Consider the following 25,272-nt stretch of genomic DNA (forward strand, 5'->3'; position numbering starts at 1 on the left):
CGGAGGCCGCTACTCAGAGTTTCAGGGCAGCGATAGCCTTTTCCGCCACTGTGCGTGCCTTGATGCTCTGCTTTTGGTTACTGGTCACGATGACCGCCGAACCCGCCTTGGCCACCGCGTAGACCACACCGTCTGCCGAGGGCTGATAGCCGCCCTTCCAGCCGGCCGGCTGGTCCGCCGGATTGGAGGTGTCCACCGGCGCCGCCTTGTCCACCAGGGCTTTCGCGATCGCGCTGGTGCCGGTGTACACCCGTACGCTCAGCTGGACCGAACCGTCCGGCCGGTAGAAGAAGCACGCCGGAGTCGACTGGTCGGCCGAGAGTTTCACCGCGGTGACGTGCTGCCCGTTCGCATCCTGCGCCTCCTGCTTCGACAGGTACGGGCATTGGCCGGCTCGCGTGGGCCGGGGGTCCGGCGGCATCGCGGCAGAGCTGCTCGCCGACGCTGCCGGGGACGACGGCGGCATCGCGGCGACCGGGGCCGTCGGCGCACAGCCGGCGAGGAGGACCAGGGCAGGGGCGAGCTGGAGGATTCGTCGCATGGCGGGCACAGTCAACCACGCTCGATCCAGAATCGGGGGAGGTTCACCGTGCGACGATGGACACCGGGTACCCGCGCCGTGAGGAGGTCCCCGTGTGCACGAACGCGAAACCGGACGGAACTCCGGTGCCGCCGGGTAGCGCCACCCCGCCCCGTCCGGGTCCGGGCGGGTTCCCGGGACGGCCGATCCCGCCGGATCAGCGGCCGCCGACCGGGAAGCCACCCGGCACGGGACCGGCCGGGCCGCCGCATTACCCGTCGCCGAAGCCGCCGAGGCGATGATCCGGCTGTATCCCGCGGGTTGAGACGGATCGGTCACCGGCTTATCTTCGGGCCATGGTTTCCCTGCGTGGCTGGCCGTCGTTTCCCGAGCAGCTGCCCGGCTTCGAGCCGGACTCGGCGCCGGCGCGGCCGGAGGAGCTGTTCCTCGACTGGCTCACCGAGGCCGGTGCGCACGTGCTGGCCCCGCACGCCGTCACTTTGTCCACAGTGGACGAAGAGGGCGCGCCGGACGCGCGGGTGGTGATCCTGAAGGACGTCGGACCGGCCGGCTGGGCGGTCGCGACCAGCTCGGAAAGCCCGAAGGGGCGGCAGCTGGCGGCCAATCCCCGTGCCGCGCTCACCTTCTTCTGGCCGGGACGGGGCCGCCAGGTGCGGGCACGCGGGATCGTGGCGCCCGCGTCCGCGGCGGAGTCCGCCGCGGACTTTCTCGCGCGGCCACCGGCTTCGCGAGTCGAGGCGTATCTCGGGCGGCAGTCGGAGGTCCTGCCGGATCCAGGCAAGCTCGCCGAAGCCGCCGCGGCGGCCGAGCACTGGGTGGCCGAGCATCCGGACACCGCCCCGGAGACCTGGACCCGTTACCTGGTGCGGCCGGAGACGGTCGAGTTCTGGCAGGCCGCGCACGACCGGCGGCACATCCGCCTTCGGTACCAGCGGGACGGTGAAGGCTGGAGGCGCGAGCGCCTCTGGCCGTGAATCCGCTCAGGACAGCCGAGAGTTGGCCCGCAGCAAGGAGATCGCGCCGACCGTCGCGTAGCCACGCCATTCCGGACCGGCGGACGGGGAGTAACTGTCGAAGTCCACCTGCCAGCCGCCGTCGGGCTGCTGGCCGGCTTCCAGCCGGGTGAGGTCGGCCTCGATCACCTCCGGACGGAACAGGGCGCGCGCCGGACCCGGCAGCGGCGCGAAGTCCAGCGGCCGCAGCACCTCCCCCTCGGCGCCGCCGGCCACCGGCACGATCCCGTTGTCCGGCAGGAATCTGCCGAGGCCGGACAGCAGTTCCGCGGCTTCCGGGTAACGCCCGTGGGCGGCGTCGAGCAGCCGGATCACAAAGGACAGCTCGATCGCGTGTGGCTGTTCGGTCAGTTCCCGGATCGCCTGGAGACAGGCCGGTACCGCCCGCGCCAGCCATGGATGCCCGGCAACTGCTGGATCGTGCACGGCCACCCGCAACGCGGTGCCTGCGACGAAAGCCGTGCTCTGCAAGGAAAACCGGTCCGGATCGGCGGAGGTCCAGAAGGGCGCGCAGGCCGCCGGGCCGGCGACGGGGAAGGCGAACGGCAGGCCACCGCCGGGCAGGGCCACCGCGTCCAGCCAGTCGCACAGCTGCACTGCGAGCGGGGTTGTCACCGGTGCCACCTCGGCGAACACCTCGAACGCGTGCAGTGCCCCGCCCGGCTGGCTTTCCGGCGCACGAAGATCCGGCTCCAGTCCCCAGCCGAATCCGCCATCGGGGTTGCGATACCCGGCGACCGCGGCGAGCACGCCGGCGGGCTGCCCGGTCCCCAGCAGCAGCTCGAACCTTCGCCGGTCGAGTACTCGGGCATGTCCGGCGAGGAAGGACGCGGCGGCGGGAAGATGCACAGTCACCGCTTCACCGTGGCACGTCCGTGGCGGGCTGTCTTGCACGGATCGGTCGCGCTACCGGCCTTCCACGAGCCGGGCGAGTTGCGCGACGGTGGTGCCCCAGCCGTCGGCGAAGCCCAGGTCTTCGTGCCGCTTCCGGGCGGCGGGCTCGCCGTGCCGGACCACGACCCGGTAGTCGGTGCCCTCCGGGTGCGCGCGCAGCACGATCTCCGTGGTCATCGCGACCGGCGCCGGGCTCGCCGGGCGCCACTCGCTGTCGAGCGCGTTGGTGAAGACGATCCGCTCGTACTGTCCGCCAACAGGACTTGACCGCTGTGGATCAGGTGATGGTTGTTGTCCAGCAGTGCTGCGAGCACCTCGCGTTCCCCGATCTTGGGGTCGGCCAGGCACCACATGATCGGCATGCCGTCCCCGGTGCACACCAGGTGCAGCTTGAGACCCCAGTACCACCGCGAATGTGACGCGCAGTAGCCGTAGCTGGCGTGTCCGGCCAGGTCGGAACGTTTCACCGTCTCCTTCGACATGCCGCAGGGCACCGGGGTCGCATCGGTGAGCCACAGATCGTCGAACCAGGACGGACAGCACGCGGCCAGCGCGAGGATCGCCTTGCACAGCAGCGGATATGAGGCTCTCAAACGTTTGTTGTAGCCCGGACTGACCCGGCAGCCCGGGGAACCAGGCACGCCACTTCGCTTCGCTGTGGATATGGCGGATCCAGCGGCGCTCACCGTCGAACCGGAGAAGCACTTGAGCCACGGCCAGGCAGATCAGTTCACTGTTAGTGCGGAGGACACGGAAAGTGGCGCACGGTGTGGTACCCGTTGACCATGGCTTTCGACATCGACACCCAGCGGCAGATGGCCTTCAACGAGCGCAACTGGGACGCGCGAACCCAGATTCATGCTCGGAGCGATTTCTACGCTCTCGGCAGGCGTGACCCGCTGGACTGGATCCTGCCGTTCGAGTGGGACGCCCTTAGCGATCTCGCGGGTAAGGATGTCGTCCATCTGCAGTGCCACCTTGGTGTGGAGACGATGGCTCTGGCCAAGGCCGGCGCCCGCACCGTCGGCCTGGACTTCTCGGCACGGTCGGTCGAGCAGGCCGATATCACCGCACGCAACGAGAAGGTCGAGACCTCCTACGTCCGGGCCGACGTCTATGACGCGGTCGACGTGCTCGGCGGCGCCCGCTTCGACATCGTCTACACCGGCAAGGGCTCGCTGTGTTATCTGCCTGACCTCACCCGCTGGGCACAGGTCGTGGCAGGCCTGCTGCGGCCTGGAGGTTTCGTGTACGTCGTCGAATTTCACCCCCTGCTGAACGCGTTCGGGCCGACTGTCCGCCCGGGCGATCCGGTGGACTTGACTGTCCGCCACGATTATCTGGGAGGTCGCGGCGCCGTCGAGCGCGACAGCAGCCGTACCTACACCGATGGCCCCCCGCTTGAGGGCGACACCGTGCACTATGAGTGGCCCCACGGCCTGGGCGAGGTGGTGACCGCGCTCGCACTGGCCGGACTGAAGATCGATCACTTGATCGAGCCGGACGTTCTGCCGTTTCAGCGATGGCCGTGGATGGTCCAGACTGACTACGGGTGGTGGCGAGGAAGCGGGGATGCGCCTCGCGTGCCGACGTTGTACGCGCTCAAGGCAAACGCCTAAGAGCCTGCTGGCGAATGGTGTGGCCGGGATGTGAGCGTGGCGTGAGGGCATGAGGCGGGGCTTCTGGTAGATCGAGAAGTACCACCAACTTGATCACCAGAAGCCCGGGATGTCTGTCTACCGTGTCGAGGCCGCGCAGGCCAGCACGCCGTCCAGAGCGACTGGGAGACCACCAATGTGACCGTGCCGGAGCCACGAACCGACCCCCGGCGCCCGGCCCCGAAACGCCAAAAGGGCCGCCTCCCAAAAGGGAGGCGGCCCCGTGGCTACCAACGGTGTCCAAGTCCTACTACGTGGCGTTGTTTCGGCGCCGTGTTCTAGTAAGACCCCTAACGTGGACCTAACGTGTCAGCATAAGAACCGGGAAGTGCTGGTCGAGGGGCCTGAGATCACGATCCGCCCGGTGGGCACCCGTCGTCTGGTGGCGGGTGGTTCGCAATGAGCCGCGACACGCTGATCACTGGGCTAACGCCGGTCCAGGCCGATGGGCTGGCCTGCGCGACGTGCGGAGCGGACTACATGCGCGTCCCGGTTCCGCATGTGCCGGTGGGCCGGTCGGTGACCGGCTCGCAGGTGTTCGCCTGCGTCGGCCGCCTGGCCGGCGCGGCGGGAGGTGTGCTGCGGTGAGCGCCCCGGCAACCCCGGCTCAACGTGACCTCGCGTTGTGGGTGCAGTGCGTCTGCACGGCCCTGGTCGCGCTCGGCGCGGCGTACGCCTCTTACCGGCACGGTCGCGAGTTCGCGTTGCGGTTCGGTGCCGATGAGGCGACGGCGGCGATCTGGCCGTTGATCGTGGACGGGATCCTGACGACGGCCACGGTCGAGTTATGGAAGACGACCGACTCCGGCCGCCGTGCCGGTGGCCGGTGGGCGGCGTGGGTGTCCTTCGTGTTCGGGATCTGCCTCTCGCTCTGCGCGAACGTAGCGGCGGCCCCGGAGTTGAGCGTGTTCGCGGTGGCGGTGGCGGCGTGCCCGCCGCTGGCGCTGCTGCTTGCGGTCGAGTTGCTCAACCGAGCGCTCAAGCGGCACCGCGCCGAGACCTCGAACGGGACCGGCACCGAGACCGCCGAGACGGGCGAGACCGGCGACGAGACGGCCCCGGTGGTGCGTCTCGCGGTGGTCTCGGACGAGGCTCGCCCGGTCGAGCCGACCGCCGAACAGCGGATGTGGGTCTACTACGTGACCGAGCGGGCCAAGGGGCGCACGCCGACCGGTGCGGAGCTGGACCGGATCGCGGGCACGAACAACTACGGCCGAAAGGTACTGCGACAGTGGCGACAGGCCGGGCACCCGCCGCCCGCCACCGGCGGCTCGTGCAGCCGTGGCGAACGACCGGCGCGGCGGGAATCGGCCTACGCCTCGTCGGCGGTCATCGTTGGCGGTCAGCCCCCGCGTGTGGATGCGTAGGCCTCGGTGCCGTCGTGACACGCGCTCGTAGGCGACAACTACGCTCAGCAGGTGACCATTAGCGAGCCGGACCCGCGCAGGCTCGCCCTCGCCGTGCCCTCACCGCTGGTCGAACTGCGCGACGACCGTTTGACGCCGGACGGGATCAGGCTCTACCTCAAGCGGGACGACCTCATTCACCCCGAGATTCCTGGCAACAAGTGGCGCAAGCTCAAGTACAACTTGGCGGTGGCACGGGCTCAGGGCCACTCTCGGCTCTTGACCTTCGGTGGTGCGTACTCCAACCACATCCGGGCTGTAGCCGCCGCCGGTCATTTCTACGATTTCGAGACGATCGGCGTGGTGCGGGGTGAGGAGCACCAGCCGCTGAACGGCTCGTTGGCGTACGCCGTCAGCCGTGGCATGCGGCTGACCTACCTGGACCGCGCAACTTATCGACGCAAGGCTGAACGGGAGGTGCTGGCGAAGCTCACGGACCAGTTCGGTCCCTGTTACGTCGTCCCCGAGGGTGGCAGCAACGGGCCGGGCGTACGTGGATGTGCCGAGCTACCGGGTGAGATCGAAACGGAGTTCGACGTCATCTGCTGTGCGTGTGGTACCGGCACCACCTTGGCCGGGATCGCGGCTGGCCTGACAGGCCGCAGGCGCGCACTCGGCTTCGCCGTGCTCAAGGGTGGGCGGTTCCTCGATGATGAGGTGCGGCGGCTTCAGCGCGAAGCTTTCGGCCGCGAGACCGACAATTGGGCTATCGACTACGACTGCCATTTCGGCGGGTACGCGAAGCGGACACCGGAGCTGGACGCGTTCATTGCGGGCTTCGAGTCACGACAGGGCATCACGCTCGACTGGGTGTACGAGGCCAAGATGATGTATGGCCTGTTCGACCGCATCGTCTCCGGCGCGTTCGCGCCCGGCACCACCATCGCAGCAGTGCTGAGCTGACAGCTCAGGCCTTGTGGTAGGCCCGCTGAGTCGTTTTCGAGATGCCCGCCTCGCACCAGGTCAGGCACCACTCGCCGCTGTTGATCGTGAAGTCGCGGCCGAAGCCCAGCCACATGCCACTCATGCGGCGGCCGGCTGGGTCGACCACCATCTGCACCGTGCCGTGATAGGTCGCACCCTTGTAGTAGCCGGTAGGCGAGGTCTGTTCCCGCCAGGTACCGGTGGCCACCGACTTGTCCACGACCAACTCCAGCCGCAGCCGCGATCCGAGCCTGTGCGGCAAGCCCTGCCCGATGAGCCGCGTACCCTGCTGGCGGAGCACGACGTAGTGCTCACCGGCAAACGTCTTGCCCCGGCCGGTACTGGGAAAGACGTAACGGCTGTGCCAGATGCCGGAGAAGTCGTCGGAGGGGCGAGCGGCCAGCCTTTCGGCGTCGGTTTCGGCGTCGTCGGCGAGGGCCGGGCTGGCCGAGGCGAGCGACAGCGCCGCGCTGACCTTGAGTAGCAGCGACCGGCGGCTGGTGCCGCCTCCCCGAGCCCACGCTGTCGCCATCTGCGCCAGTTCATGCACGTCGACGTGGTCGAGCTGGGCCACGAAATCACGCATCACGTGGCCGTCCGCCGCTCCCTCCAGCACGGCCAGTTGCTGGTGCTGGCGGTGAGCAGTGTCGGACGGACGGAAGTCGGCACCGTCGCTGACAAGATCCGCCACGCGACACTCGTACAGTTCGGCCAGCTTCCCCAGGACCTCTAGGGACGGAGCGTGGCCGGTGTCGGCGGGCCACAGCTCCCAGTATGAGAAGTTCTTGAATGTCTTGGGATCGGCAGGCCAGCGGGCGTTCCATTGCTCTGCGGCCTCCCGCTGACTCCACCCCCGAGCCAGTCGTAAAGCCGTCCGCATGTTGATGTGGTAACGCTCGGCGAAGACAAAAGCGATCTCAACCCACGTCTTGGCCACGGCCCGCAGTTCGGCCGATAATTGTCGTTGTTCCTGGCGAACGCTCCGCATCGGAGTGGCCATGGCATTCCCTCCCCCGTCGCCAATGAGTCGCGCGGACGATACCCGCTCACCAGTATTCCACAATCCCTCCCCGCTGAACAGGGAACTCTTGTTCCTCAAGATCACGGTCGGGCGGGGTGGTTTGAGACGCTGACCTGCGGTTTCGTAGTCGACAGGCATCCGGCGCCGGGTAGATCTGGTTAACCCACCAACGGCAGGTCGTCCTCCTTGGCACTCCGAAGCTCGCCGCCGTCCCCGGAAGCGGGGGTGCTGCCCGTTACGACCGAATCGCCTACACAGGAAGCGAGCATTTGATGACTACTCGGTTGTACGAACGCAGGCCCGCTCGGCGCCCGGCCGGTCGGCGGCAGGGCGACAACCGACTTGCTGCGTAGCTCGGACCGAGAACACCGGCAGCCCGGCAGCGTTGCAGTTTCTCATCGCGTTCCGGGCGAGGGGAACGGAAGCCGTGATCGTGGCAGAGGGCGTCCATCTCACGTGGGTGCGGTCGGCACAGGCACCGGTGGATCACGCGGTGACCGATGACGCCATGGCGGCCGGTATGGCCGCCCAGGGCGTGTACCTGGGCTTGTGCGGTGTTCGGTTCTTCTCGGCGCCGATGACGGCGGGTCCGGGGTCGGTGTGTGTGGGGTGCCGCCGGTTCGTGGTGGCGCGGGCGTCGTTGCGGTCGGTGGAGCAGCGGATGTGTGGGCCGCGTCATCGTCGGCGTGGCTTGTCGCGCGTGTTTGCTCGCCTGCTGGCGGGCGTGCACGCGTCTGAGTCTCCGGCCGTTCCCGGGCCGCGTTCGGCAGTTGCCTCCGCCGACGCGACGCCCCCCGCCGGGGCGGCCGGACCAAGCTCACGGCGGGACCGGGCTGACGGCGGTGCCCGGTCTCGCCGTGTCCCACCCGAGTCGGCCCCGACCGGGAGTGAGGACCGGTGACGACGACGGGATGTGTCGACGTGACGAACGGAGTGAACAGGTCGGAGCGTGACCGGATGCGCGCGGCGGCGATCGAATACCCAGCCTACGGGTGGGGCGTGCTGCCGGGGTCGGTGTGGAACGGCCGCCGCTACACACTCGGGCACACCCCGACCCGAGTGGACGGGCTGGCGCCGGTGATGTTGTCGGGCCAGACGCTGCGGACCGCGCGGGAGGTGTGGTCGTGGTGGTCGGTCGCCCCGTATGCGGCGCTGGCCCGTGCGGGCGAGGACTTCGACGTGTTGACCGCCCCGGCCGAGTTGGTGACGACCGTGTCAACGGCGCTGGAGCTGCCGGGGTCGGCGGTCCGGGCGTGTCCGGTGATGCTCGCGCCGGACCGGCGCTCGGCGCAGCTGCTGATCCGGGCGGGGTCGCGGTTGCGGTGGGAACTGCGCCGCGCGAGGCGTGACGCTGCTGCCGGTCGGCGCACTGGTCGCGTTGCCGCCACCCGGCCGCCCTTGCCTTTGCTGCCGCACCGTCGTGCTCGCCTGCTCGACGTTGCCGAATGCGTACCGACGACGTCTCCCACCGCGCCGCCGGAAGCTATTCACGCGCTGCCGATTCCTCGCTATCCCGCAGGCTCCGGCCGGTCCGCACTCGATCCCCGGCCGGCGCAACAAGCCGGAACGAGGGCGAGCGGTTGAGCGCAAGCGGCGAGAGGAAGAGGCGATGAACGAGGAGGATGCGAATGCGCGACCGACTGAGGTGGACTTCGCTCAGCTGGCCCGGCCACGCGCGCCCGGCGAACCAATGACCGACAAGGACTTCGTGGCAGCGAAGCGGGTCGTGGACGCGTACTGGCCCAAGTTCCGCACGCCGCGCACACTACCGGAGAAGTGGCAATGACGGTTCTCGACGAGAGGCCAGCGGCCACTGAAGACGTTTTCTCCATGTCCCCGCTCCCCGCGCCGATCCGGGGGCGCCGATGCGGCTCAACGACCTCACAAACAAGACGACGACAAGAATAGAACGGCCCGACCCGTGACCCGACCTTCCGCCCGACCGGCGGTCATCACCATTGCACACGAACTCCGCCGACTCCGTGAGGAGCGCGGCCTGAGCCTCCGCGCCATCGCCAGGAAGACGAACATCAGCCCGGCCCAGCTGTCGGCTCTCGAAACCGGCCTCCGTCGGCAGGACGCCACCTTGGTGGGATATCTACTTGGCGTCCTCGGCGCCCCGGTGGCCACGTTGAAGCAACTCATCACGGTCGCAAGCCGTGTCGACGAACCCGACTACTTCGATCCAACCGGAGATGATGAAAGCTTGCTACGCTCCGGGTTCGAGCGGTCGTCCACGACGGTGTTCGAATGGTCGCCGACGCTGTTCCCCAAGGCGCTGCACTCAGCCGAGTACTCCCGCGCCGTTCAGGAATCGGGCCTGCCCAATCCTGACACCAGCACACGGGAACTCGTGCCGGCATCCGCCCGCGCCTGCGCCGAGAACACGTCCGAGAAGCTGTATGTGTTCCTTCTCGGCGAGGCCGCCACCCGGCCCGACGCCTGCTCCGCAAACGTACTCTGCGACCAGATCGAGGAAGTCGCCACCGTGTCGAAACTGCTGCGCATTTCCGTCGGTCTCGTTCCGGCGTCCTTCTGTCCGCCTGGCCTGGTTGAACCGTTCACCTTGTACGAGGACAAGGCTGGCCCGTTCGCAGTCGCGATACCACACAACCGTGGTGCCGCGTTCCTCACCAATCAAGCGTCCGTGACATACTACGCCACGACCGCCAAATGGCTACGAGGCGGCATCGCCGACGCTCCATGGCCCTGACCGAACCCCCAACCAAGTGACATCAACTCTTACGCGCTTTCTGCAAGAAGGAATCTGATTGCGATGATTGTCAACACTCTTTCTGTCGACCTGTGGGTACTGGCAGGCTTTTACTTCGGCCAAGAAGCGTACGGAAGTCTTCGCGAATCAATGCCGTGGCAGTGGTTTCAGGGCCGCGTCAAGACGCAGGCCGTCATCACTTCAATAATTACAGGTGCATTGTGGCCCGCAGTACTCGTTTTCGACGCTCTCTGTCGCATTCCAGGTTTCTTTAGGTGGACGGAGGTGTTCATTACGTGGCGTCGCCCTCGGCGAGGCTGAAGGGGGTTCGATTTGTCGGGAAACATGAATCTGCCTCGACAACAGAAGGGAACTGGTAGCGATGAGCACGCAGGGGACTTCGGGCGGCCCGCCGGGCAACGAGGATGCACATTCGGACCGTAGTCAACCCTGGTCGGCGCGAGCGGATCTCGGGGCGGAGTTTGCGGCGGACGCGACCGCTGTACGACGGGCTGTCGATGACGGCACACTCCCGCCCGCGTCGGGTGCACGGCTGGCGCAGATGCTCGGCGACATCGCCGCCGAACTCGATCAAGCGTCCCCGGAGCCGGAAACAGATCCGGCACCGGGCGTTGAGTAGAATTACGCGTGCGCGCTGCGCAGATTCACGCAAGTCGGCCACACGCGGCTGTGACGCGTACGCCAGGGCGTTGAACAGGCGCGATCGCCTCCCGTAGTGTGATCTTCCAGCTACGGGGAGGAGTACACAATGGGGTTCCGGACGGTGCCGGACGCACTAAGGGCGGCCGGGCGCACGGGTGGTGACGCGGTCGGTCAGCTGCACGGCGCGGACTGCGGACAGCCCACCAGCGGCGTGGCCACGGCGGTGCCGGGCGGCCGGGCTGCGGGTGCCGCCGCCAGCTTCAGCGATGGCTGGGGGCGTACGTTCAGCCAGTGGTGCGGAGACGCGGAACGCTACAGCGGCGACCTCGGCACCGCCGCCGAGAACTATCAGCGGGGTGACCAGGCCGCCGCCACCAGCGCCGAGGACGCGGGACGGCTGCGAGGCCCACGCTGATGGTCAGTCTGTCCGACGTCAAGCGGTGGAACACCGGCCAGCTCGACGAGATCGCCCACACCATGCAGCAGCGCTTGCAGATCCTCACCCACTCCGGTGACGACTTCGGCAAGGTCATGCCAGTGGAAGGCTGGGCGGGGCCGGCCGCCGACAACGCGGGATCAGCGCACCACAGCCTGATGTCGCGTATCGACAAGCTCGCCGCCGGGGCGAGCATCGTGGCTAAGGCGCTCGGCCAGGCCGCGGATGCGATCACCGGCGTGCAGCACGCCATCACCAACGCCGAAGAACTCGCCCGCAAGTACGGCTACCAGATCGCCGACAACGGCACCGTCACCGACAGCTACCCCGACGACAAGGCGCCCCCGGAGCTGAACCCGGACGACCGGGCCCGCGCCCGCACCGAAGTCGCCGACGCCGTCGCCCAGGCGCTGCGCACCGCCGACGACATCGACAACGATCTCGCCTCCGTCTTCGACCGTGCCAACCACGGCGACTTCGGTACCGGCGACGAAGCCACCGTCACCGCGGCCGCCGCCGACGGCGCCAAAGACCCCGGTCTGACGTTGCCGGAACCGCCTAAAGACGGCACACCGAGCCAGAACGCGGGCTGGTGGAACTCCCTGTCGCCGGCCGGGCAAGCGATTCTGCTGCGCGATCACCCGGACTGGCTCGGCAACCTCGACGGCCTACCGGGCGCGGTCCGCTCCCAGGCCAACATCGCCCGCATTCCCGGCGAGCGCGTCGACCTCCAGCGCCAGCTCGCAGCGGCGCAAGCCTACATCGACCAAGTCAAGGGGATACCCGACCCGACGGCCGGGCTAGTGTCCAATGCCATTGGCGAATATCAAAAGATCGAAGCGAAACTGAAGTCACTGGACGTCATCGATTCGACACTGTCCGAGGGTAACCGCCAACTATTGACGCTCGACACATCAGGTGAGCGCGTCAAGGCAGCCATCGCGGTGGGCAACGTAGACACCGCCGAGCATGTGGCTGTGTTCACGCCCGGTTTTACGTCCACCGTTGATGGAAGCCTCAAAGGCTACGACAACGATATGCAAAACCTCAGTCAGCACAGTCAGAACATCTCCAATCGTTTCGGCGACGGCGGAAGTGTGGCGACCGTTACATGGATCGGCTATGAAGCGCCGCAAACTTCCGATGTCTTGAACCCTGACCTGTCGGTCGGTAGCGACAACCTGGCGAAGATCGGCGCACACAAGCTCGACGGATTCCTCAACGGTCTCGGCGCGTCCCACGATATCCACAATCAGCCACTGCACCTGACCGCACTGGGCCACTCCTACGGCAGCCTGACCACCGGTATTGCCCTCCAGCAGCACACCCCAGTTCATGACGCGGTGGTCTTCGGGTCGCCGGGCCTCGATATGCAGACACCCAGCGACCTCAAGGTGCCGCAAGGACACATGTTCTCAGAGTGGTCAGATCAGGACCCGGTGCCCCGTCTGGACATCGCCCACAACTTCGGCACTTCGCCGTATCAGGGAATCTCTGGTGGGTCGGTCGCCAGCATCGAGCAGTTGTCGACCGGTGACGCAACCGGCCTTGGCGGACAACCGCTGCACGCCACGCACGAACACGGTCAGTACCTCGACAACAACTCCACGAGCCAGTACAACATGGCGAATGTCGTTGCAGGCCGGCCGGATCTCACAGTGCGGCATGTGCAGCCGTGGGAGGTGCCATCGCCACCTCCAGCGCCAGGCCAGCCGATCCCTGCGCCGCCTGGCCGCGACCCGCAACCGCCCCCTCGATGAAAGTCAGACGCAGCCTCATGAAGCACAACCTTGTCCTGGCCGCCGTCGTATGTGTGGCTTTGATGGCCAGTGCGTGTGGACCAGACGTACCCCCGGAGACCACGGTGAGCCAGAAGACCGAGCAGTTCAACGAGCTGATGAAGCGGCCGGATATCGACCGGGCCGCTGCTGGATACGAGGAACTGTATGCCAAGGTGCGCGAGCAAGTAACGGCAGAAGTGCCAGCGCTGAAATGGGAGGTGGCAAACCCGGAGTCTTCCGCCGCTTGCGGCAATGACTTCGCGGCGGTAAACGCCGACCTCCGAAAAAACGATGCCGAAGTGAAGGGCCTCGCCAACTGGGTTGCCAAGGGCAACCTTCCAGATTTCCAATGGAAGCACGTTGCATCAACGGTCGGACAGGTGGCAGGAACATATGGGTTCGGCGGCGGCGAAGTGGTGGTAGACCAACCAGGCAATCATGAAATCGTGTTTCGTGATCAGTACAACGCCGAGCTCAACTTTGGGACTGCCGTCAACACCACGCTTCTCTTGCGCACGGGTTGCCACTTGACCGCCGAAGCGAAGAAGCGTGGAACACCAGCTGCTCCGCCGACGTACTGAATTCCGGCGACTCCGCACATCTGCGCCCAACATGAAAGATGGGCCCGGCCACAAGGCTGGGCTACCTTACCCAGCATTCTGCGCCTACGTAGGGGGGGCGTCCCTGGCCGGCCTGCGCACCGACACCGCCCGCCGCGCCTCGGGCACCTGGACGGACGACGCCGCGCCCGTGCCCGGCATAATCCCGGTCGGGGACAGCGCTCATATGTCTTCGGGCCACCAGTTGCGTTGGTAGTCGGGGTGGGTGTTGTAGACCTCGGCGAGGTGCCGGAGGACCGCCGCGTGGGCGGTGAGTATGGCGATGGTGCCGGGGTCGTCGGGGAAGGATCGTACGAGGTCGCGGGCTTCGTAGGCGCGGTTCATGATGCGAACTTTGGCTTCGATGTCTTTGAACGCTTCGGCGCGGCGGGTGGGGTTGGCGGCTTCCTCGTCCAGTCGTGCGTCCAGGAAGGCGGCGACGGCGTCGAAGCGGGCGAGGTCCACGCGGGAACGCTAGCCGCGAGCGGTTATGCCCGCCAAGCAGGCAGCAATATTCACCCGAATGGACCATTGATCGTGGGAATAACCTCAGGCATTCTGGAGAGTCCTGGGTTGCGATGTTGATCTGCCCGCGAGTGGACCGGAAGGAGGGTAGCGCGGGTGGCGACGATGTCGCAGCGCGGGCGTCACCCGGGTTGACCGGCCGGACGACCCTCCTCGGATTGGGGGCGTCTGGAGTTGAGGTCCCGGTGGCGCGCAGCGTCCCGGCCGTGTCCAGCGCACGCGGCACCCCCGGCGGGGGTGTCTTGGTGGTAGTGAGGGTTCATGTACCGGCTATCTAGAGCCGGACCCCTTGAGCATCCGCGACAGTGCCCGAGACCGAAGGCTTCTGCGCTGCTGACCTTGTCGCCGTCCGGCGTTCCGACGATCCCTCGCGTCTGCGCCCGCTGGGTGCGCGCCTGATCGTCGTACGCCGCACCTGGCCAGCCCTCACCCCATGCGTTGCGTCTCGCCGTTGGTTGCCGTGTCGCACAGGACCTGAAGCCGGATTGCCTCGCGCGGCGGCCGATTGGGCGCCGTTCGGGTGAATTTGGCTGCTTGGTGTCTAAAAACAGCGCTATTTCCGGCCTCTTGAGGTGAAGCCGGGACCTTGTCCGTCCCGGCTCGCCGTGCGAGATGTCCGGGCAGGGAGGGAAATCGGTCTGCAAAAACCCGCCGGTAACCCCGCCTTGAGAACAGTGAAGGGAGGAACGGTCGCTGGTCTGACCGGGGCGTGCGCATCGCGGATGCCCGAGAACACCTGAAGCAGGAGATGTTTGCGGTCTCGCCTGTGTGGCGGACGGGTTTGTGCTGCCCGCCCGTGTCGTCGACGCACGTCTACTCTGGAGGTTTTCCGTTGCTACACAACAATGTTAACACGACAGGGACAATAAGTGCAGCCCCGGCCGGGCCGGGGTCGTGCACGGGGTCGCCGCTGACGCGGCTGATCTGCGACCCAGGGCAAACGGTCACCGGGTTCATGGCGTGGGTGTCGCACACGCTGTGGTCGCTGCTTCAGGCGTGGTGGCCGTTGCTGGTCGTCGCGGCCGCGCTCGCGTTGGTGGCGGGCGCGGTGCTGGTGCGGGTGGTGCGGGCCCGGCGGGCGCGGGAGATGGCCGGGGCGCGGTTTTTTGAGATTACCCCGCCGCACCGGCTGCCCGCCGAGGGTGCGGTGCCGTTGTGGCGGCTGCTCGCGGCGACACTCGCCGAACGGCCCTCGCGGACGCGGGTCGCGCTGGAGCTGTGGGCCGATGACGTCGGCGGCCGTATTCGCGCGGGCCTGTGGGTGCCGGGTGGCGCTCCGGCCCGCGCGATCGCGCGGGCGGTGACGCAAGCGTGGCCCGGGTGCGGGCTGGCCGAGACCGCGCCGCCGGAGTTGCCGCGTGGCGCGGTGGGGGCGACGGAGCTGGTGCCTCGTGAGGGGCCGTGGGCGCCGCTGGTCGATCACCAGCACCGCCCCGAACGCGGCCCCGTGGCAGTGGAGGACGAACCGTTGCGGGCGGTGCTGGAGTCGCTGGCGGACATCGCGGCCAAGAGTTTGTTCGCCTCGGTGCAGGTGGTGGTGTCCCCGGCACGCGGCACCGGTCGGCGCGGCCGTGGCGCGGCGGGCCGGCGTGGCCTGGGCGGGTGGGTCGGCCGGGGGCTGCGCGTTCTGCTGCGCGGCCTGCTCAACTCCGTGGAGGGGGCGCTCTCCTCGTCGTCTCGGTCGTCATCGGCGGGGTCGCGTGGCGCGTCGTCGCGGACAGCGGCCGAGCCGGATCCGGTGGTGGTGGCGCGGCAGCGGGCAGCCGAGGCCAAGCGGAAGGCGGGGCCGCATCTGCGGGCCACGGTGCGGCTGGTGGTCGCCGGAACCCGCAAGGCGGGCCCGGCGCGGCGGGCCACGCGCGAGCTTGCGGGGGTGCTGGCCGCGCTGGCGACCGACGAGCACGTCACGGCCCGCCTGCGGGTCCGGCGCGCTGTGGGGAAGGTCGACTGTTACGAGCACGGGCGGGGGCTCATCGCCAGCACCCGCGAACTGGCGGCGCTGTGGCACCTGCCGCACGAGCCCGGCAGCCATGGCCTGCCGCATCCGGAGGTGCCGCAACGCAAGGCCGACCGTGCGCTGCCCCGTCTCGATGACTACCGCCACCGTGACGACCGGCGCCGTGATGACCGGCGCCGTGATGACCGCCACGGTGCCCGGCCGCCGCGCCGCCCGGGCCGGCATCCGGGACACGAGCGGCGCGACGGGTCCGGGGGTGAGCGGGATGCGGCCTGACAGCCACCGCCACGGCCGGCACGGCACCGGCCAGCACGGCCCGGGCCACGACGGTGCGGGGTTGGTGATCACCCCGTTCACCGATCCGGCTCGGCAGTCTCCGAAGCTGCTTGGCGCGACCACTACTGGTCTCGCGGAGCTGGTCGGGGTGAGCGTGCCCGACGCCCGGCATCACCTGCACGTGCAAGGGGTGACCGGGGTGGGTAAGTCCACCTGGCTCGCCCATCACGTGCTCGGCGAGGCCGACGCGGGGCGCGGGGTGGTGCTGCTCGACCCGCAAGGCGACCTCGCCACCAACGTCATCGACCGGCTACCAGGAGACTGCGGGGATCGGCTGGTGATCCTCGACCCCGACGAACACGCGGGCGCCGGCCGCGTTCAACGTCCTGCACGCCCCTGACCCGGGACTGCGGGCGTTGGTGGCCGATGGGGTGGTGTCGGTGTTCCGCCGCCTCTACGCCGCCTCGTGGGGGCCGCGCATGGACGACCTCATGCGCGCCGCCTGCCTCACCCTGATCCGCCGGGACGGCTCGACACTGGCCGATATCGTCCCCCTGCTGCAACACGCCGGATTTCGGCGTGAGGTGCTGGCCGAGGTCGGCGAGCCCGAAGGGCTGGAAGGGTTCTGGGCCGCGTTCGACGAGGCCACCCCGGCGCAGCGGGGCCAGCTGGTCGCGCCGGTCACCTCCCGCCTGCGGTCGGTCCTGACGCGCCCGTTCGCCCGGACCCTGCTCGGCGCGGCGAGGTCGAGTTTCACCCTCGCCGACGTCCTGGACGGCGGCATCCTCATCGCCCGCCTCCCCAAGGGAGCCATCGGGGAAGACTTCTCGCGGCTGGTGGGGTCGTTGCTGATCGCCCGGTTGTGGCAGGAGATCACCCGCCGCGCCACCCGCCCGCCCGCGCGGCGGCCGGACGCGACGATCGTGGTGGACGAGTGTCACAACTTCCTGCACCTGCCCATCGGCGTCGACGACGCCCTCGCCGAAGCCCGCGGCTACCGGGTCTCGCTCGTGCTGGCGCATCAGCATCAGGCCCAGTTGCCGCCGGATGTGCGGGAAGGCATCGACGCCAACGCCCGGAATAAGGTGTACTTCACGGTGTCGCCGGACGACGCGCGCCGCCTGGTGCGGCACGTCGCCCCGGACATCGACGAACACGGCCTGCGCCGCCGCCCGGCGTTTCAGGTCGTCGCCCGCGCCGTCGCGGGCGGCCGGGACACGCCGGCGTGCACCCTGGACACTCTGCCGCTGCCAGCCGCGCCACCCGGCCGAGGCGCGACGTTGCGAAGCGCGGCGCGGGCACGGACCGGGCTGTCACGACAGGCGCGCGGCGAAGGTGACTCGGCGCGCAGGCTTGACACGACACCCGCCGTCGGTGCGGCCGCGCACGCGTTGCGGCAGCACTGGAACGCCAACCCCGGCACCGTTTTCGGTAACGGCAATTCGGTGGACAACTCGGTGGGCAACTCGTGGGCAGCCTATGAGTTGCCTACCGAGTTGCCGCCCGAGGCCGCCTGAACCCCCTGGATAGGTCCACTGTGGAGGAGCTATGCCCGTGCCCCAACTTCCTAGGAATACCTACCCCCAACCCCCGCGGGTGCAACTACAACCCGCCAGCACCGGCGAGGCGCTGGCCCGCTCACGCGGCCTGACCGAGCGGGACATGTCGTTGCTGTCCTACCTGGACCGGCACCGCGTACTCACCGCAGTTCAGGTCACGCGGCTGCTGTTCGGCTCGCCGCATCACGCCCGCCACCGGCTCACCGCCCTGTATCAGCGTGGGGTGCTGGCGCGGTTCCGGCGCGAGGTCTGGCCCGGCTCCCAACCGTGGCGCTACACCCTCGGCCACGTCGGCGCGACCGTGCACGCCGCCGCCACCGAAACCCCACTACCGAAACCCTCGACCGTCACCGAGAAAGTCTTGCGGCTGGCGCACTCGCCGCACACCGAGCACCTGCTTGGCGTGAACGAGTTCTTCACCCGCCTCGCCGGGGCGGCGCGAGCACGCGAGGGGTACGCGCTCGCGCAGTGGTGGCCGGAAACCATCACCGCCGACGCCTGCGCCGGGATCGTCCGCCCGGACGGCTACGGCGAATACAGCGACCCGCACGGCACCCTCGGGTTCTTCTACGAACACGACACCGGCACCGAGACCCTCGACACCCTCACCGACAAAATCACCAAATACGCCGAACTGGCCCGCGCCGGCATCGGCAAACCCGTCCTCTTCCGGTTGCCCAGCGCCGTGCGGGAACGGAACCTGCACGAGGCCATCACGCGCCGATGGCCTGGCAGGGTGCCCGTCCCGGTCGCCACCACCGCTGCCGATCACCCGGCGCCGAACGAGCCCGCCACGGACGCGATATGGCTGCCCGCCGGGCAGACCCGGCGCCGCGCCCTCACCCAGCTCGCGGCACGGCGCGGCGCACCCGCACACCAATACTCGGTGCCGCGACAGGCAGCGGCGTGAACCAGGCCCGCCCCATCCGCCGCCCCATCCGCGCGGGTGCCGGCTGTCGGCGGCGCGGCCGGCCGCGATGGCCCGTCGCGCTCTGCATCGGTCACCGTGCCGGGCAGCGCGCCGTGTTCGACCTCGCCGCCGGACGATCCGTCCCGTCCCGGGCACACGAGGACCGGCGAGACGGGGCGGGACACCCGGTCTCGCCCGCTGATTCGGAACGAGACTCCGAGTCTCGGCCCGTCCCGCTGGTCTCGGAGCCGGTCCCGCATCTGTCTCGCCCACTGATTCGGAGGTGACCACCGGGGCGAGCTGTAATCCGGGATTACAGGCGAGGCCTTCCCGCTACCTGTGTCGACCGCTGATTCGGAGGTGACCCGCCCCGCCACACCCATGCCCTGCCCGCCGACGCCCGTCAAGGAGACACCCGCCGTGCCAGCCGCCACGCCACGCCCACCCCGCAACACCCACGCCCACACCGAAGCCGCCACCGACACCGACGACGCTGGCAACGATCCCGGCGGCGTGGTGCTGCCGTTCCGCCGACCGTCCACACGAGACCAGGTGTGGACGGTGGAGGCCGTCGACACCGAACCCATGACCGCCCAGCAGTACGACCACGCGGTGACCGCGCTCGCCGCACTCATCGGAGCGTGGAAAGACCGCCGCGATACCAGCGGCAGCACCGAAAAAGCCGCCTAAAACGGGCTGAGAAAACCCGTTGGGGCGCTTCACTTTCCCGTTCGCTTTTGGGACAATGGAAGCAACGGGGATCATGGCCGCCACCAGCGGTTTTAAGTGAATGTTAGTAGCGTGCCGGGGACTTGGCCGGAAACCTTGCACAAGCCCGGTTTCACAGGTAAGTCCCCGGCACGACCGCACCACACAGGGGAGTCGGCACACCATGACGCGATCGGCGACGAAACGGCGCGGTCTCAAGACCATCCGCACCCTCGATGACCTCGACACGGTACGGGTCGGGATCTACGTCCGGCGTTCCACCAACGACGAACACCAGCCCTACTCCATCGAAGCCCAAGACACCCGCCTCGGTGCCTATGTCGAGTCGCAACCGGACTGGCGGCTGTCCCAGCGGTTCCACGATGACGCCTCCGGCGCGAGCACCGACCGTCCCGGGCTGCAACGCGCGCTCGCCGCCGCGCGCGCCGGGTTGATTGACGTGCTGCTGGTCTACCGGGTGGACCGATTCTCCCGGAACCTGTCGGACATGGTGACGCTGCTCGACGAGCTGGACGAGTGCGGGGTGGTGTTCCGGTCGGCTACCGAGCCGTTCGACACCGCGACCGCGATGGGGCGGATGCTGGTGCAGATGCTCGGCATGTTCGCCCAGTTCGAACGCGACACCATTATCGACCGCGTCATCAACGGCATGGAACGCAAGCACGCCAACGGCAAGTGGAAGGGCGGGAAACGGCCCTTCGGCTACCAGGTCGACAAGACCACCGACACCCTGACCCCCGACGAGTCCGAAGCCGTGATCGTCCGCCTGATCTTCGACCTCTACACCCGCGACCGGCTCGGCACCCGCTCGATCGCGAAGGTGCTCAACGACCGGGGCCACCGGACCACCACCGGGGGGCGCTGGTCCGGGCACCAGGTAATCCGCGCCCTGAACAACCGCGTCTATCTCGGCGAACTGTCGTTCCGGGAGGCCACCAAGACCGGCACCCACCCCGCCATCATCACGACCGACGTATGGGACAAGGCGCAAGTCATCCTCGACGCGCGCGGCGAGTCCCACGCCCACCGTGCCGCGTCCGGCTCCGACTACGTACTCACCGGCCGCCTGCGCTGCCCCAAGTGCGGTAAACCCATGATCGGCACCCGGGCGACCGGGCGGAACAAGACCTACCGCTACTACACGTGCTGGAACCTGGCCCGCTACGACGCCAGCAAGTGTGACGCGAAACGCCTCAACGCCGACGCGGTGGACGCCGCGATCCTCGACGCCTTGGCCGAGTTCTACCGCACCCGGTACGACCTCATCACCGACGCGATCACCGCCGAGCAGGCCCACCACCGGGCCGCGCACGCCGACCGGCGCGCCGAACTCGCTACCGTCCGGACCCAGCTCACCACTACCGATCAGGCCATCGACCGCTACCTGACCGCGTTCGAGAACGGCAAGATGAAGGAAGACCTTGTTGCCGACCGTGTCGACGGTCTACGGGCGCGGCTCAAGGAACTCCAGGCCCGCCGCGACGACCTCACCGCCGACCTCGACGACGGCCCCACCGCACCCGACCCCGCTACGCTCGCCGAGGTCGCCGACCACATCGGCGACGTGGCCGCTGAGGGCAGCCACAACCAGACCAAGGCCCTGATCGAAGCCCTCATCGTCAAGGTCACCATCACCGGACCCACCACGCTCAAGCCCGTGTTCCGCATCCCCCAACCCCGCAACGCAAACGAGGCCGCAACCGCTCTACCAGCGGAAACGGCCCCGAAAGGAGTGGTTCGCACAATGACTACATCGGTGGACCTGAGGGGAATCGAACCCCTGACCCCCGCCTTGCAAAGGCGGTGCTCTACCAATTGAGCTACAGGCCCGATGCGGACGAAGTCCGCGAGTAGGTCAGTTGCGCGAGGCGTCCGCAGCCTTGGCCGGAGTACTGCCGTTGGCCGAGATCGGCCCGTTCGGGGCAGTAGCTTCCCGCCACAAGTCAGCCTCAGCCTTGGCAGCCTTGTTGCGCTTGACGACAAACAGCACGCCGCCCACGATGACCGCGAGTGCCAGCAGCTTCTTCACGTGGAGCCCCCTTCGACATCTTTACCCTGAGCCACCCCCGATGCTACTGCACGCCCCCCACCCCTCCTCCCCCACCCGGTTCCACGTGGAACCACCACCCACGCCCACCCCACACCCCCACCCACCAAAAAACCCGGCTCGCACACACGCGAACCGGGCCACACGCCTTACCTGGGGGTCCGGGGGTCACCCCCCGGGAATAATCACCACCCGATCCCCGCGAAGTTGCGCCAGCAACAAGCAAGGATCGGCCAATCGGGTGGGCCCACCAGGACTTGAACCTGGGACCTCTTCGTTATCAGCGAAGCGCTCTAACCGCCTGAGCTATGGGCCCGTTGAACGGAATGAACTCTACCGGACGCCTGTTCGGCGCCCGCAACCGGGTTACTCCCGCTCGGACAAGGTGACTTCCAGGCCACCCGCCAGATCCGCCGACACGTTGTAGATGAACGCACTCACTGTGGCCAGTGCGGAAATCAGCACGATGTTGATCGCGCCGAGGATCGCCGCGATGCCGAACACCCGGCCCGCACTGATCAGCGGGTCCGCCGGGGCACTGGCGCCCTCGCCGCCGACCAGCGAAGAGTACGTGCCGTTCAGCTTGTCCCAGACGCCCATGCCGTCGAGCACCGTGTACAGCACACCGACTGCGACCAGCCATACGAAGAACAGCGCGACACCCAGCACCAGCGCCAGTTTCAGCACCGACCACGGGTCGAACCGCTTGATCTGCAGGCTGGCCCGCCGCGGGCCGCGGCCGGGGCGGCGCAGCGCGCTCGGGGTGGGGCGGGTGCGCCCGGCCGGCGGCACGTCGCCGCCGGCCGGGGGGTCACCGAAAAGCGGAGCCGCCGCATGGCCGGCGGCCGAGTGTTCCGGCTCCTGCTCCGCATAGGTCGCATCCGAGGTGGCGACCCCGGTCGAGACCGTGGCCTCGGAGTCGCCGCCGTCCTTGGCGGTGCGTTGCCAGGGCGGAGTGGCCGACTTGCCGTCGGACTTGTCGGATGGTGCCACGTTGAGTCAGTCCTTACCCGTGCGTGGGGCGCCGCTCACTGCTCCGGCGCCGTCCCGTCTTCTACTGTGGTCGGCTCGTTCTCGGTCGAAGGTTCCCCGGTCGCGACGGCGGCTTCACCGCCGGGTTCCGCGGCACCTTCTTCACCATCAGTGGCGACGTCCGAGCCCTCGTCGGCGTTGCGTGCCACCGCGAGAAGAGTGGTGCCCTCCCCGAGATTCATCAGCCGCACGCCCTTGGTCTGCCGACCGGCCTTGCGCACGTCACGCGCCGGCGTGCGGATGACTCCGCCGCTGGAGGTGATGGCGAACAGCTCGTCGTCCTCGTCGACGATGAGCGCCCCCACCAGCCTGCCACGTTTGCTGTCGTGCTGAATGGTGAGCACACCCTTGCCGCCCCGGCCCTGCACCGGGTAGTCCTCGATCGAGGTGCGCTTGCCGTACGCGCCCTCAGTCGCGACCAGCAGGTACTTGTCCTCCTTGACCACGCCGATCGCGAGCAGCTCGTCACCGTCGTTGAACCGCATGCCCAGCACACCGGAGGTCGGCCTGCCCATAGGGCGCAGCGCCTCGTCGGTGGCGTGGAAGCGGATCGACTGGCCGCCCGCGGACACCAGCAGCAGGTCGTCCTCGGCCGCGGCGAGCACCGCGCCCATCAGCTCGTCGCCCTCGCGCAGGTTGATCGCGATCAGGCCGCCGGCGCGGTTGGAGTCGAAGTCGGTGAGTTTGGTCTTCTTCACCAGCCCGCGCTGCGTGGCGAGCACCAGGTACGGCGCCACCTCGTAGTTCGGGATCTCTATGACCTGGGCGATCTGCTCGTCCGGCTGGAAGGCCAGCAGGTTCGCCACATGCTGGCCACGCGCGTTGCGGTTGGCCTCGGGCAGGTCGTAGGCCTTCGCGCGATATACCCGGCCCTTGTTCGTGAAGAACAGGATCCAGTCGTGAGTGGAGCACACGAAGAAGTGCTGGACGATGTCGTCCTGCCGCAGCGCGGTGCCCTGCACGCCCTTGCCGCCCCGCTTCTGCGAGCGGTACAGATCGGTCTTGGTGCGCTTCGCATACCCCGTGCGGGTGATCGTGACGACGACGTCTTCCTGCGCGATCAGGTCCTCGACCGACACGTCGCCGTCGAACGGGATGATCTGGGTACGCCGGTCGTCGCCGTACTTGTCGACGATCCCCGTCAGCTCGTCGCGGACGATGGTGCGCTGCCGCTCCGGCCTCGCCAGGATGTCCTTGAGGTCGGCGATCTCCAGCTCGATCTCGGCCAGGGTGTCGATGATCTTCTGCCGTTCGAGCGCGGCCAGCCGGCGCAGCTGCATGTCCAGGATCGCGGTGGCCTGGATCTCGTCGACCGCCAGCAGTTCCATCAGGGCGGGCCGGGCCTCGTCGGCCGAGGGCGAACGCCGGATAAGCGCGATGACCTCGTCGAGCATGTCCAGCGCCTTGACCAGGCCACGCAGGATGTGGGCGCGTTCCTCGGCCTTGCGTAGCCGGAACCGGGTCCGCCGCACGATCACGTCGATCTGGTGATTGACGTAATGCCGGATGACCTGGTCCAGCCGCAGCGTGCGCGGCACCTGATCGACCAGGGCCAGCATGTTCACGCCGAAGTTCTGCTGCAGCTGGGTGTGCTTGTAGAGGTTGTTCAGCACCACCTTGGCCACCGCGTCGCGGCGCAGCGTGATCACGATCCGCATACCGGACCGGCTGTTGGACTCGTCCGCGATGTCCGAAATGCCGACGACTTTGCCGTCGCGCACCAGGTGCGCGATGTTCTCCACCAGGTTGTCCGGGTTCACCTGGTACGGCAGCTCGGACACGACGAGCGTGGTGCGCCCCTTCGCGTCCTCCTCGACCTCGACCACCGCGCGCATCCGGATGGAGCCGCGACCGGTGCGGTAGGCGTCTTCGATGCCGGAGGTACCGAGGATCATCGCCTTGGTCGGGAAGTCCGGGCCCTTGATCCGCACGAGCAGCGCGGCCAGCAGCTCGTCGTCGGTGGCTTCGGGATTCTCCAGCGCCCACACCACGCCGTCGGCGACCTCGCGCAGGTTGTGCGGCGGGATGTTGGTCGCCATCCCGACCGCGATCCCGGAACTGCCGTTGACCAGCAGGTTCGGGAACCGCGACGGCAGCACGTCCGGTTCCTGGGTGCGGCCGTCGTAGTTGTCGCGGAAGTCGACGGTGTCCTCTTCGATATCGGCCAGCATCTGCATGGCCAACGGCGCGAGGCGCGACTCGGTGTACCGCATGGCGGCAGCCGGATCGTTGCCCGGCGAGCCGAAGTTGCCCTGCCCGTCGATCAGCGGGTACCGCATCGACCAGCGCTGGGCCAGCCGCACGAGGGCGTCGTAGATCGCCGAGTCGCCGTGCGGGTGGTAGTTGCCCATGACGTCGCCGACGACGCGGGAGCACTTGTTGTACCCGCGGTCCGGGCGGAACCCGGAGTCGAACATGGAGTAGAGCACCCGGCGGTGCACCGGCTTGAGACCGTCGCGCACGTCCGGCAGCGCCCGGGACACGATCACGCTCATCGCGTAGTCGATGTAGGAGCGCTGCATCTCCTGCTGGATGTCGATCGGCTCGATCCGATCGCGCTCCGGCGGCAAGGTTTCGGTCACTACGGG

General features: G+C 68.3%; 25 protein-coding genes, 2 tRNA genes and 2 pseudogenes. 17 read left to right on the top strand and 12 right to left on the bottom strand.

Going from position 1 to position 25,272, the window contains the following annotated elements; translation table 11 throughout:
• Positions 1 to 13: 13 nt before the first annotated feature.
• The gene (locus ATK36_RS16565) at positions 14 to 541 is read right to left on the bottom strand and encodes a DUF2020 domain-containing protein (RefSeq protein WP_098512388.1); all 528 of its coding nucleotides are present in this window, start codon (positions 539 to 541) and stop codon (positions 14 to 16) included.
• 335 nt (positions 542 to 876) lie between these two features.
• Here ATK36_RS16565 and ATK36_RS16570 point away from each other — a divergent pair, with 335 nt between their 5' ends.
• Positions 877 to 1,515, top strand: coding sequence for a pyridoxine/pyridoxamine 5'-phosphate oxidase (locus ATK36_RS16570; protein WP_098512389.1), 639 nt, complete (start codon positions 877 to 879; stop codon positions 1,513 to 1,515).
• A 6-nt stretch (positions 1,516 to 1,521) separates the two neighbouring features.
• On the opposite strand, the gene ATK36_RS16575 is transcribed toward ATK36_RS16570, so the two are convergent.
• From ATK36_RS16575 to ATK36_RS16585, 3 genes and pseudogenes are all read right to left on the bottom strand, one after another.
• A complete protein-coding gene (locus ATK36_RS16575) occupies positions 1,522 to 2,409 on the bottom strand; it encodes a hypothetical protein (protein WP_098512390.1) in 888 nt (295 codons plus the stop codon).
• A 51-nt stretch (positions 2,410 to 2,460) separates the two neighbouring features.
• Entirely contained in the window at positions 2,461 to 2,799 is a 339-nt protein-coding gene (locus ATK36_RS16580) for an SRPBCC domain-containing protein (RefSeq protein ID WP_342752020.1), read from the bottom strand.
• Positions 2,693 to 3,189: pseudogene (locus ATK36_RS16585) on the bottom strand (transposase); the annotation flags it as partial. The pseudogene ATK36_RS16585 and the gene ATK36_RS16580, both read right to left, overlap by 107 nt.
• 44 nt (positions 3,190 to 3,233) lie before the next feature.
• Here ATK36_RS16585 and ATK36_RS16590 point away from each other — a divergent pair.
• From ATK36_RS16590 to ATK36_RS16605, 4 genes are all read left to right on the top strand, one after another.
• Positions 3,234 to 4,067 (top strand): class I SAM-dependent methyltransferase, encoded by an 834-nt coding sequence (locus ATK36_RS16590; protein WP_211291892.1) that lies wholly within the window; start codon positions 3,234 to 3,236, stop codon positions 4,065 to 4,067.
• Positions 4,068 to 4,505: 438 nt separating this feature from the next.
• The gene (locus tag ATK36_RS16595) at positions 4,506 to 4,694 is read left to right on the top strand and encodes a hypothetical protein (RefSeq protein ID WP_098512391.1); all 189 of its coding nucleotides are present in this window, start codon (positions 4,506 to 4,508) and stop codon (positions 4,692 to 4,694) included.
• Positions 4,691 to 5,473 carry a DUF2637 domain-containing protein gene (locus tag ATK36_RS16600; RefSeq protein ID WP_098512392.1) on the top strand — a complete coding sequence of 261 codons (783 nt, stop codon included), beginning with the start codon at positions 4,691 to 4,693 and terminating at the stop codon, positions 5,471 to 5,473. The genes ATK36_RS16595 and ATK36_RS16600 overlap by 4 nt, the downstream gene beginning before the upstream one ends.
• A gap of 51 nt (positions 5,474 to 5,524) precedes the next feature.
• Positions 5,525 to 6,415 (top strand): 1-aminocyclopropane-1-carboxylate deaminase/D-cysteine desulfhydrase, encoded by an 891-nt coding sequence (locus ATK36_RS16605; RefSeq protein ID WP_098512393.1) that lies wholly within the window; start codon positions 5,525 to 5,527, stop codon positions 6,413 to 6,415.
• 4 nt (positions 6,416 to 6,419) lie between these two features.
• On the opposite strand, the gene ATK36_RS16610 is transcribed toward ATK36_RS16605, so the two are convergent.
• Positions 6,420 to 7,436 carry a hypothetical protein gene (locus ATK36_RS16610; RefSeq protein WP_170069771.1) on the bottom strand — a complete coding sequence of 339 codons (1,017 nt, stop codon included), beginning with the start codon at positions 7,434 to 7,436 and terminating at the stop codon, positions 6,420 to 6,422.
• 942 nt (positions 7,437 to 8,378) lie between these two features.
• Between ATK36_RS16610 and ATK36_RS16615 the strand changes: the two genes are divergently transcribed.
• The 6 genes from ATK36_RS16615 to ATK36_RS16635 all read left to right on the top strand — a co-directional run bounded on the left by ATK36_RS16615 (position 8,379) and on the right by ATK36_RS16635 (position 13,631).
• Positions 8,379 to 9,041 (top strand): hypothetical protein, encoded by a 663-nt coding sequence (locus tag ATK36_RS16615; RefSeq protein WP_141544465.1) that lies wholly within the window; start codon positions 8,379 to 8,381, stop codon positions 9,039 to 9,041.
• A 25-nt stretch (positions 9,042 to 9,066) separates the two neighbouring features.
• Positions 9,067 to 9,243, top strand: coding sequence for a hypothetical protein (locus ATK36_RS32275; protein WP_170069772.1), 177 nt, complete (start codon positions 9,067 to 9,069; stop codon positions 9,241 to 9,243).
• A 135-nt stretch (positions 9,244 to 9,378) separates the two neighbouring features.
• Complete coding sequence (locus tag ATK36_RS16620) at positions 9,379 to 10,170, top strand: Scr1 family TA system antitoxin-like transcriptional regulator (protein ID WP_170069773.1); 792 nt, start codon at positions 9,379 to 9,381, stop codon at positions 10,168 to 10,170.
• A 769-nt stretch (positions 10,171 to 10,939) separates the two neighbouring features.
• On the top strand, positions 10,940 to 11,248 hold the full coding sequence (locus ATK36_RS16625) for a hypothetical protein (RefSeq protein ID WP_098512397.1): 309 nt from the start codon (positions 10,940 to 10,942) through the stop codon (positions 11,246 to 11,248).
• On the top strand, positions 11,248 to 13,029 hold the full coding sequence (locus tag ATK36_RS16630) for an alpha/beta hydrolase (protein WP_098512398.1): 1,782 nt from the start codon (positions 11,248 to 11,250) through the stop codon (positions 13,027 to 13,029). The genes ATK36_RS16625 and ATK36_RS16630 overlap by 1 nt, the downstream gene beginning before the upstream one ends.
• A gap of 104 nt (positions 13,030 to 13,133) precedes the next feature.
• Positions 13,134 to 13,631, top strand: coding sequence for an LppA family lipoprotein (locus ATK36_RS16635; protein ID WP_170069774.1), 498 nt, complete (start codon positions 13,134 to 13,136; stop codon positions 13,629 to 13,631).
• A gap of 201 nt (positions 13,632 to 13,832) precedes the next feature.
• On the opposite strand, the gene ATK36_RS16640 is transcribed toward ATK36_RS16635, so the two are convergent.
• On the bottom strand, positions 13,833 to 14,114 hold the full coding sequence (locus tag ATK36_RS16640) for a DUF6221 family protein (RefSeq protein ID WP_098512400.1): 282 nt from the start codon (positions 14,112 to 14,114) through the stop codon (positions 13,833 to 13,835).
• Positions 14,115 to 15,129: 1,015 nt separating this feature from the next.
• Between ATK36_RS16640 and ATK36_RS16645 the strand changes: the two genes are divergently transcribed.
• The 6 genes and pseudogenes from ATK36_RS16645 to ATK36_RS33595 form a co-directional block, all read left to right on the top strand.
• Positions 15,130 to 16,407, top strand: coding sequence for a hypothetical protein (locus tag ATK36_RS16645; RefSeq protein WP_098512401.1), 1,278 nt, complete (start codon positions 15,130 to 15,132; stop codon positions 16,405 to 16,407).
• A complete protein-coding gene (locus ATK36_RS16650) occupies positions 16,397 to 16,807 on the top strand; it encodes an ATP-binding protein (RefSeq protein WP_141544466.1) in 411 nt (136 codons plus the stop codon). Before ATK36_RS16645 ends, ATK36_RS16650 begins: the two co-directional genes overlap by 11 nt.
• Positions 16,808 to 16,847: 40 nt before the next feature.
• The gene (locus ATK36_RS16655) at positions 16,848 to 17,924 is read left to right on the top strand and encodes a type IV secretory system conjugative DNA transfer family protein (protein WP_141544467.1); all 1,077 of its coding nucleotides are present in this window, start codon (positions 16,848 to 16,850) and stop codon (positions 17,922 to 17,924) included.
• Positions 17,925 to 17,961: 37 nt separating this feature from the next.
• On the top strand, positions 17,962 to 18,876 hold the full coding sequence (locus ATK36_RS16660; protein WP_170069775.1) for a replication-relaxation family protein: 915 nt from the start codon (positions 17,962 to 17,964) through the stop codon (positions 18,874 to 18,876).
• Between the two features lie 420 nt (positions 18,877 to 19,296).
• The gene (locus ATK36_RS16665; protein ID WP_098512405.1) at positions 19,297 to 19,566 is read left to right on the top strand and encodes a hypothetical protein; all 270 of its coding nucleotides are present in this window, start codon (positions 19,297 to 19,299) and stop codon (positions 19,564 to 19,566) included.
• 202 nt (positions 19,567 to 19,768) lie between these two features.
• Positions 19,769 to 20,779, top strand: a pseudogene (locus ATK36_RS33595) (recombinase family protein); the annotation flags it as partial.
• A 270-nt stretch (positions 20,780 to 21,049) separates the two neighbouring features.
• On the opposite strand, the gene ATK36_RS33600 reads toward ATK36_RS33595, so the two are convergent.
• The 6 genes from ATK36_RS33600 to gyrA form a co-directional block, all read right to left on the bottom strand.
• On the bottom strand, positions 21,050 to 21,190 hold the full coding sequence (locus ATK36_RS33600) for a hypothetical protein (RefSeq protein ID WP_245914807.1): 141 nt from the start codon (positions 21,188 to 21,190) through the stop codon (positions 21,050 to 21,052).
• A gap of 172 nt (positions 21,191 to 21,362) precedes the next feature.
• Positions 21,363 to 21,435 (bottom strand) — tRNA-Ala (locus tag ATK36_RS16675).
• Positions 21,436 to 21,460: 25 nt separating this feature from the next.
• On the bottom strand, positions 21,461 to 21,634 hold the full coding sequence (locus tag ATK36_RS16680) for a DLW-39 family protein (protein ID WP_098512406.1): 174 nt from the start codon (positions 21,632 to 21,634) through the stop codon (positions 21,461 to 21,463).
• 260 nt (positions 21,635 to 21,894) lie between these two features.
• Positions 21,895 to 21,968 (bottom strand) — tRNA-Ile (locus tag ATK36_RS16685).
• A gap of 50 nt (positions 21,969 to 22,018) precedes the next feature.
• On the bottom strand, positions 22,019 to 22,645 hold the full coding sequence (locus tag ATK36_RS16690; protein ID WP_098512407.1) for a DUF3566 domain-containing protein: 627 nt from the start codon (positions 22,643 to 22,645) through the stop codon (positions 22,019 to 22,021).
• Positions 22,646 to 22,680: 35 nt separating this feature from the next.
• Positions 22,681 to 25,266: a DNA gyrase subunit A gene (gene gyrA, locus ATK36_RS16695; protein WP_098512408.1), complete on the bottom strand. Its 2,586-nt coding sequence runs from the start codon at positions 25,264 to 25,266 to the stop codon at positions 22,681 to 22,683.
• Between the last annotated feature and the right edge of the window lie 6 nt (positions 25,267 to 25,272).

It is taken from the genome of Amycolatopsis sulphurea (assembly GCF_002564045.1).
In the GTDB taxonomy this organism is placed as follows: Bacteria; Actinomycetota; Actinomycetes; order Mycobacteriales; family Pseudonocardiaceae; genus Amycolatopsis; species Amycolatopsis sulphurea.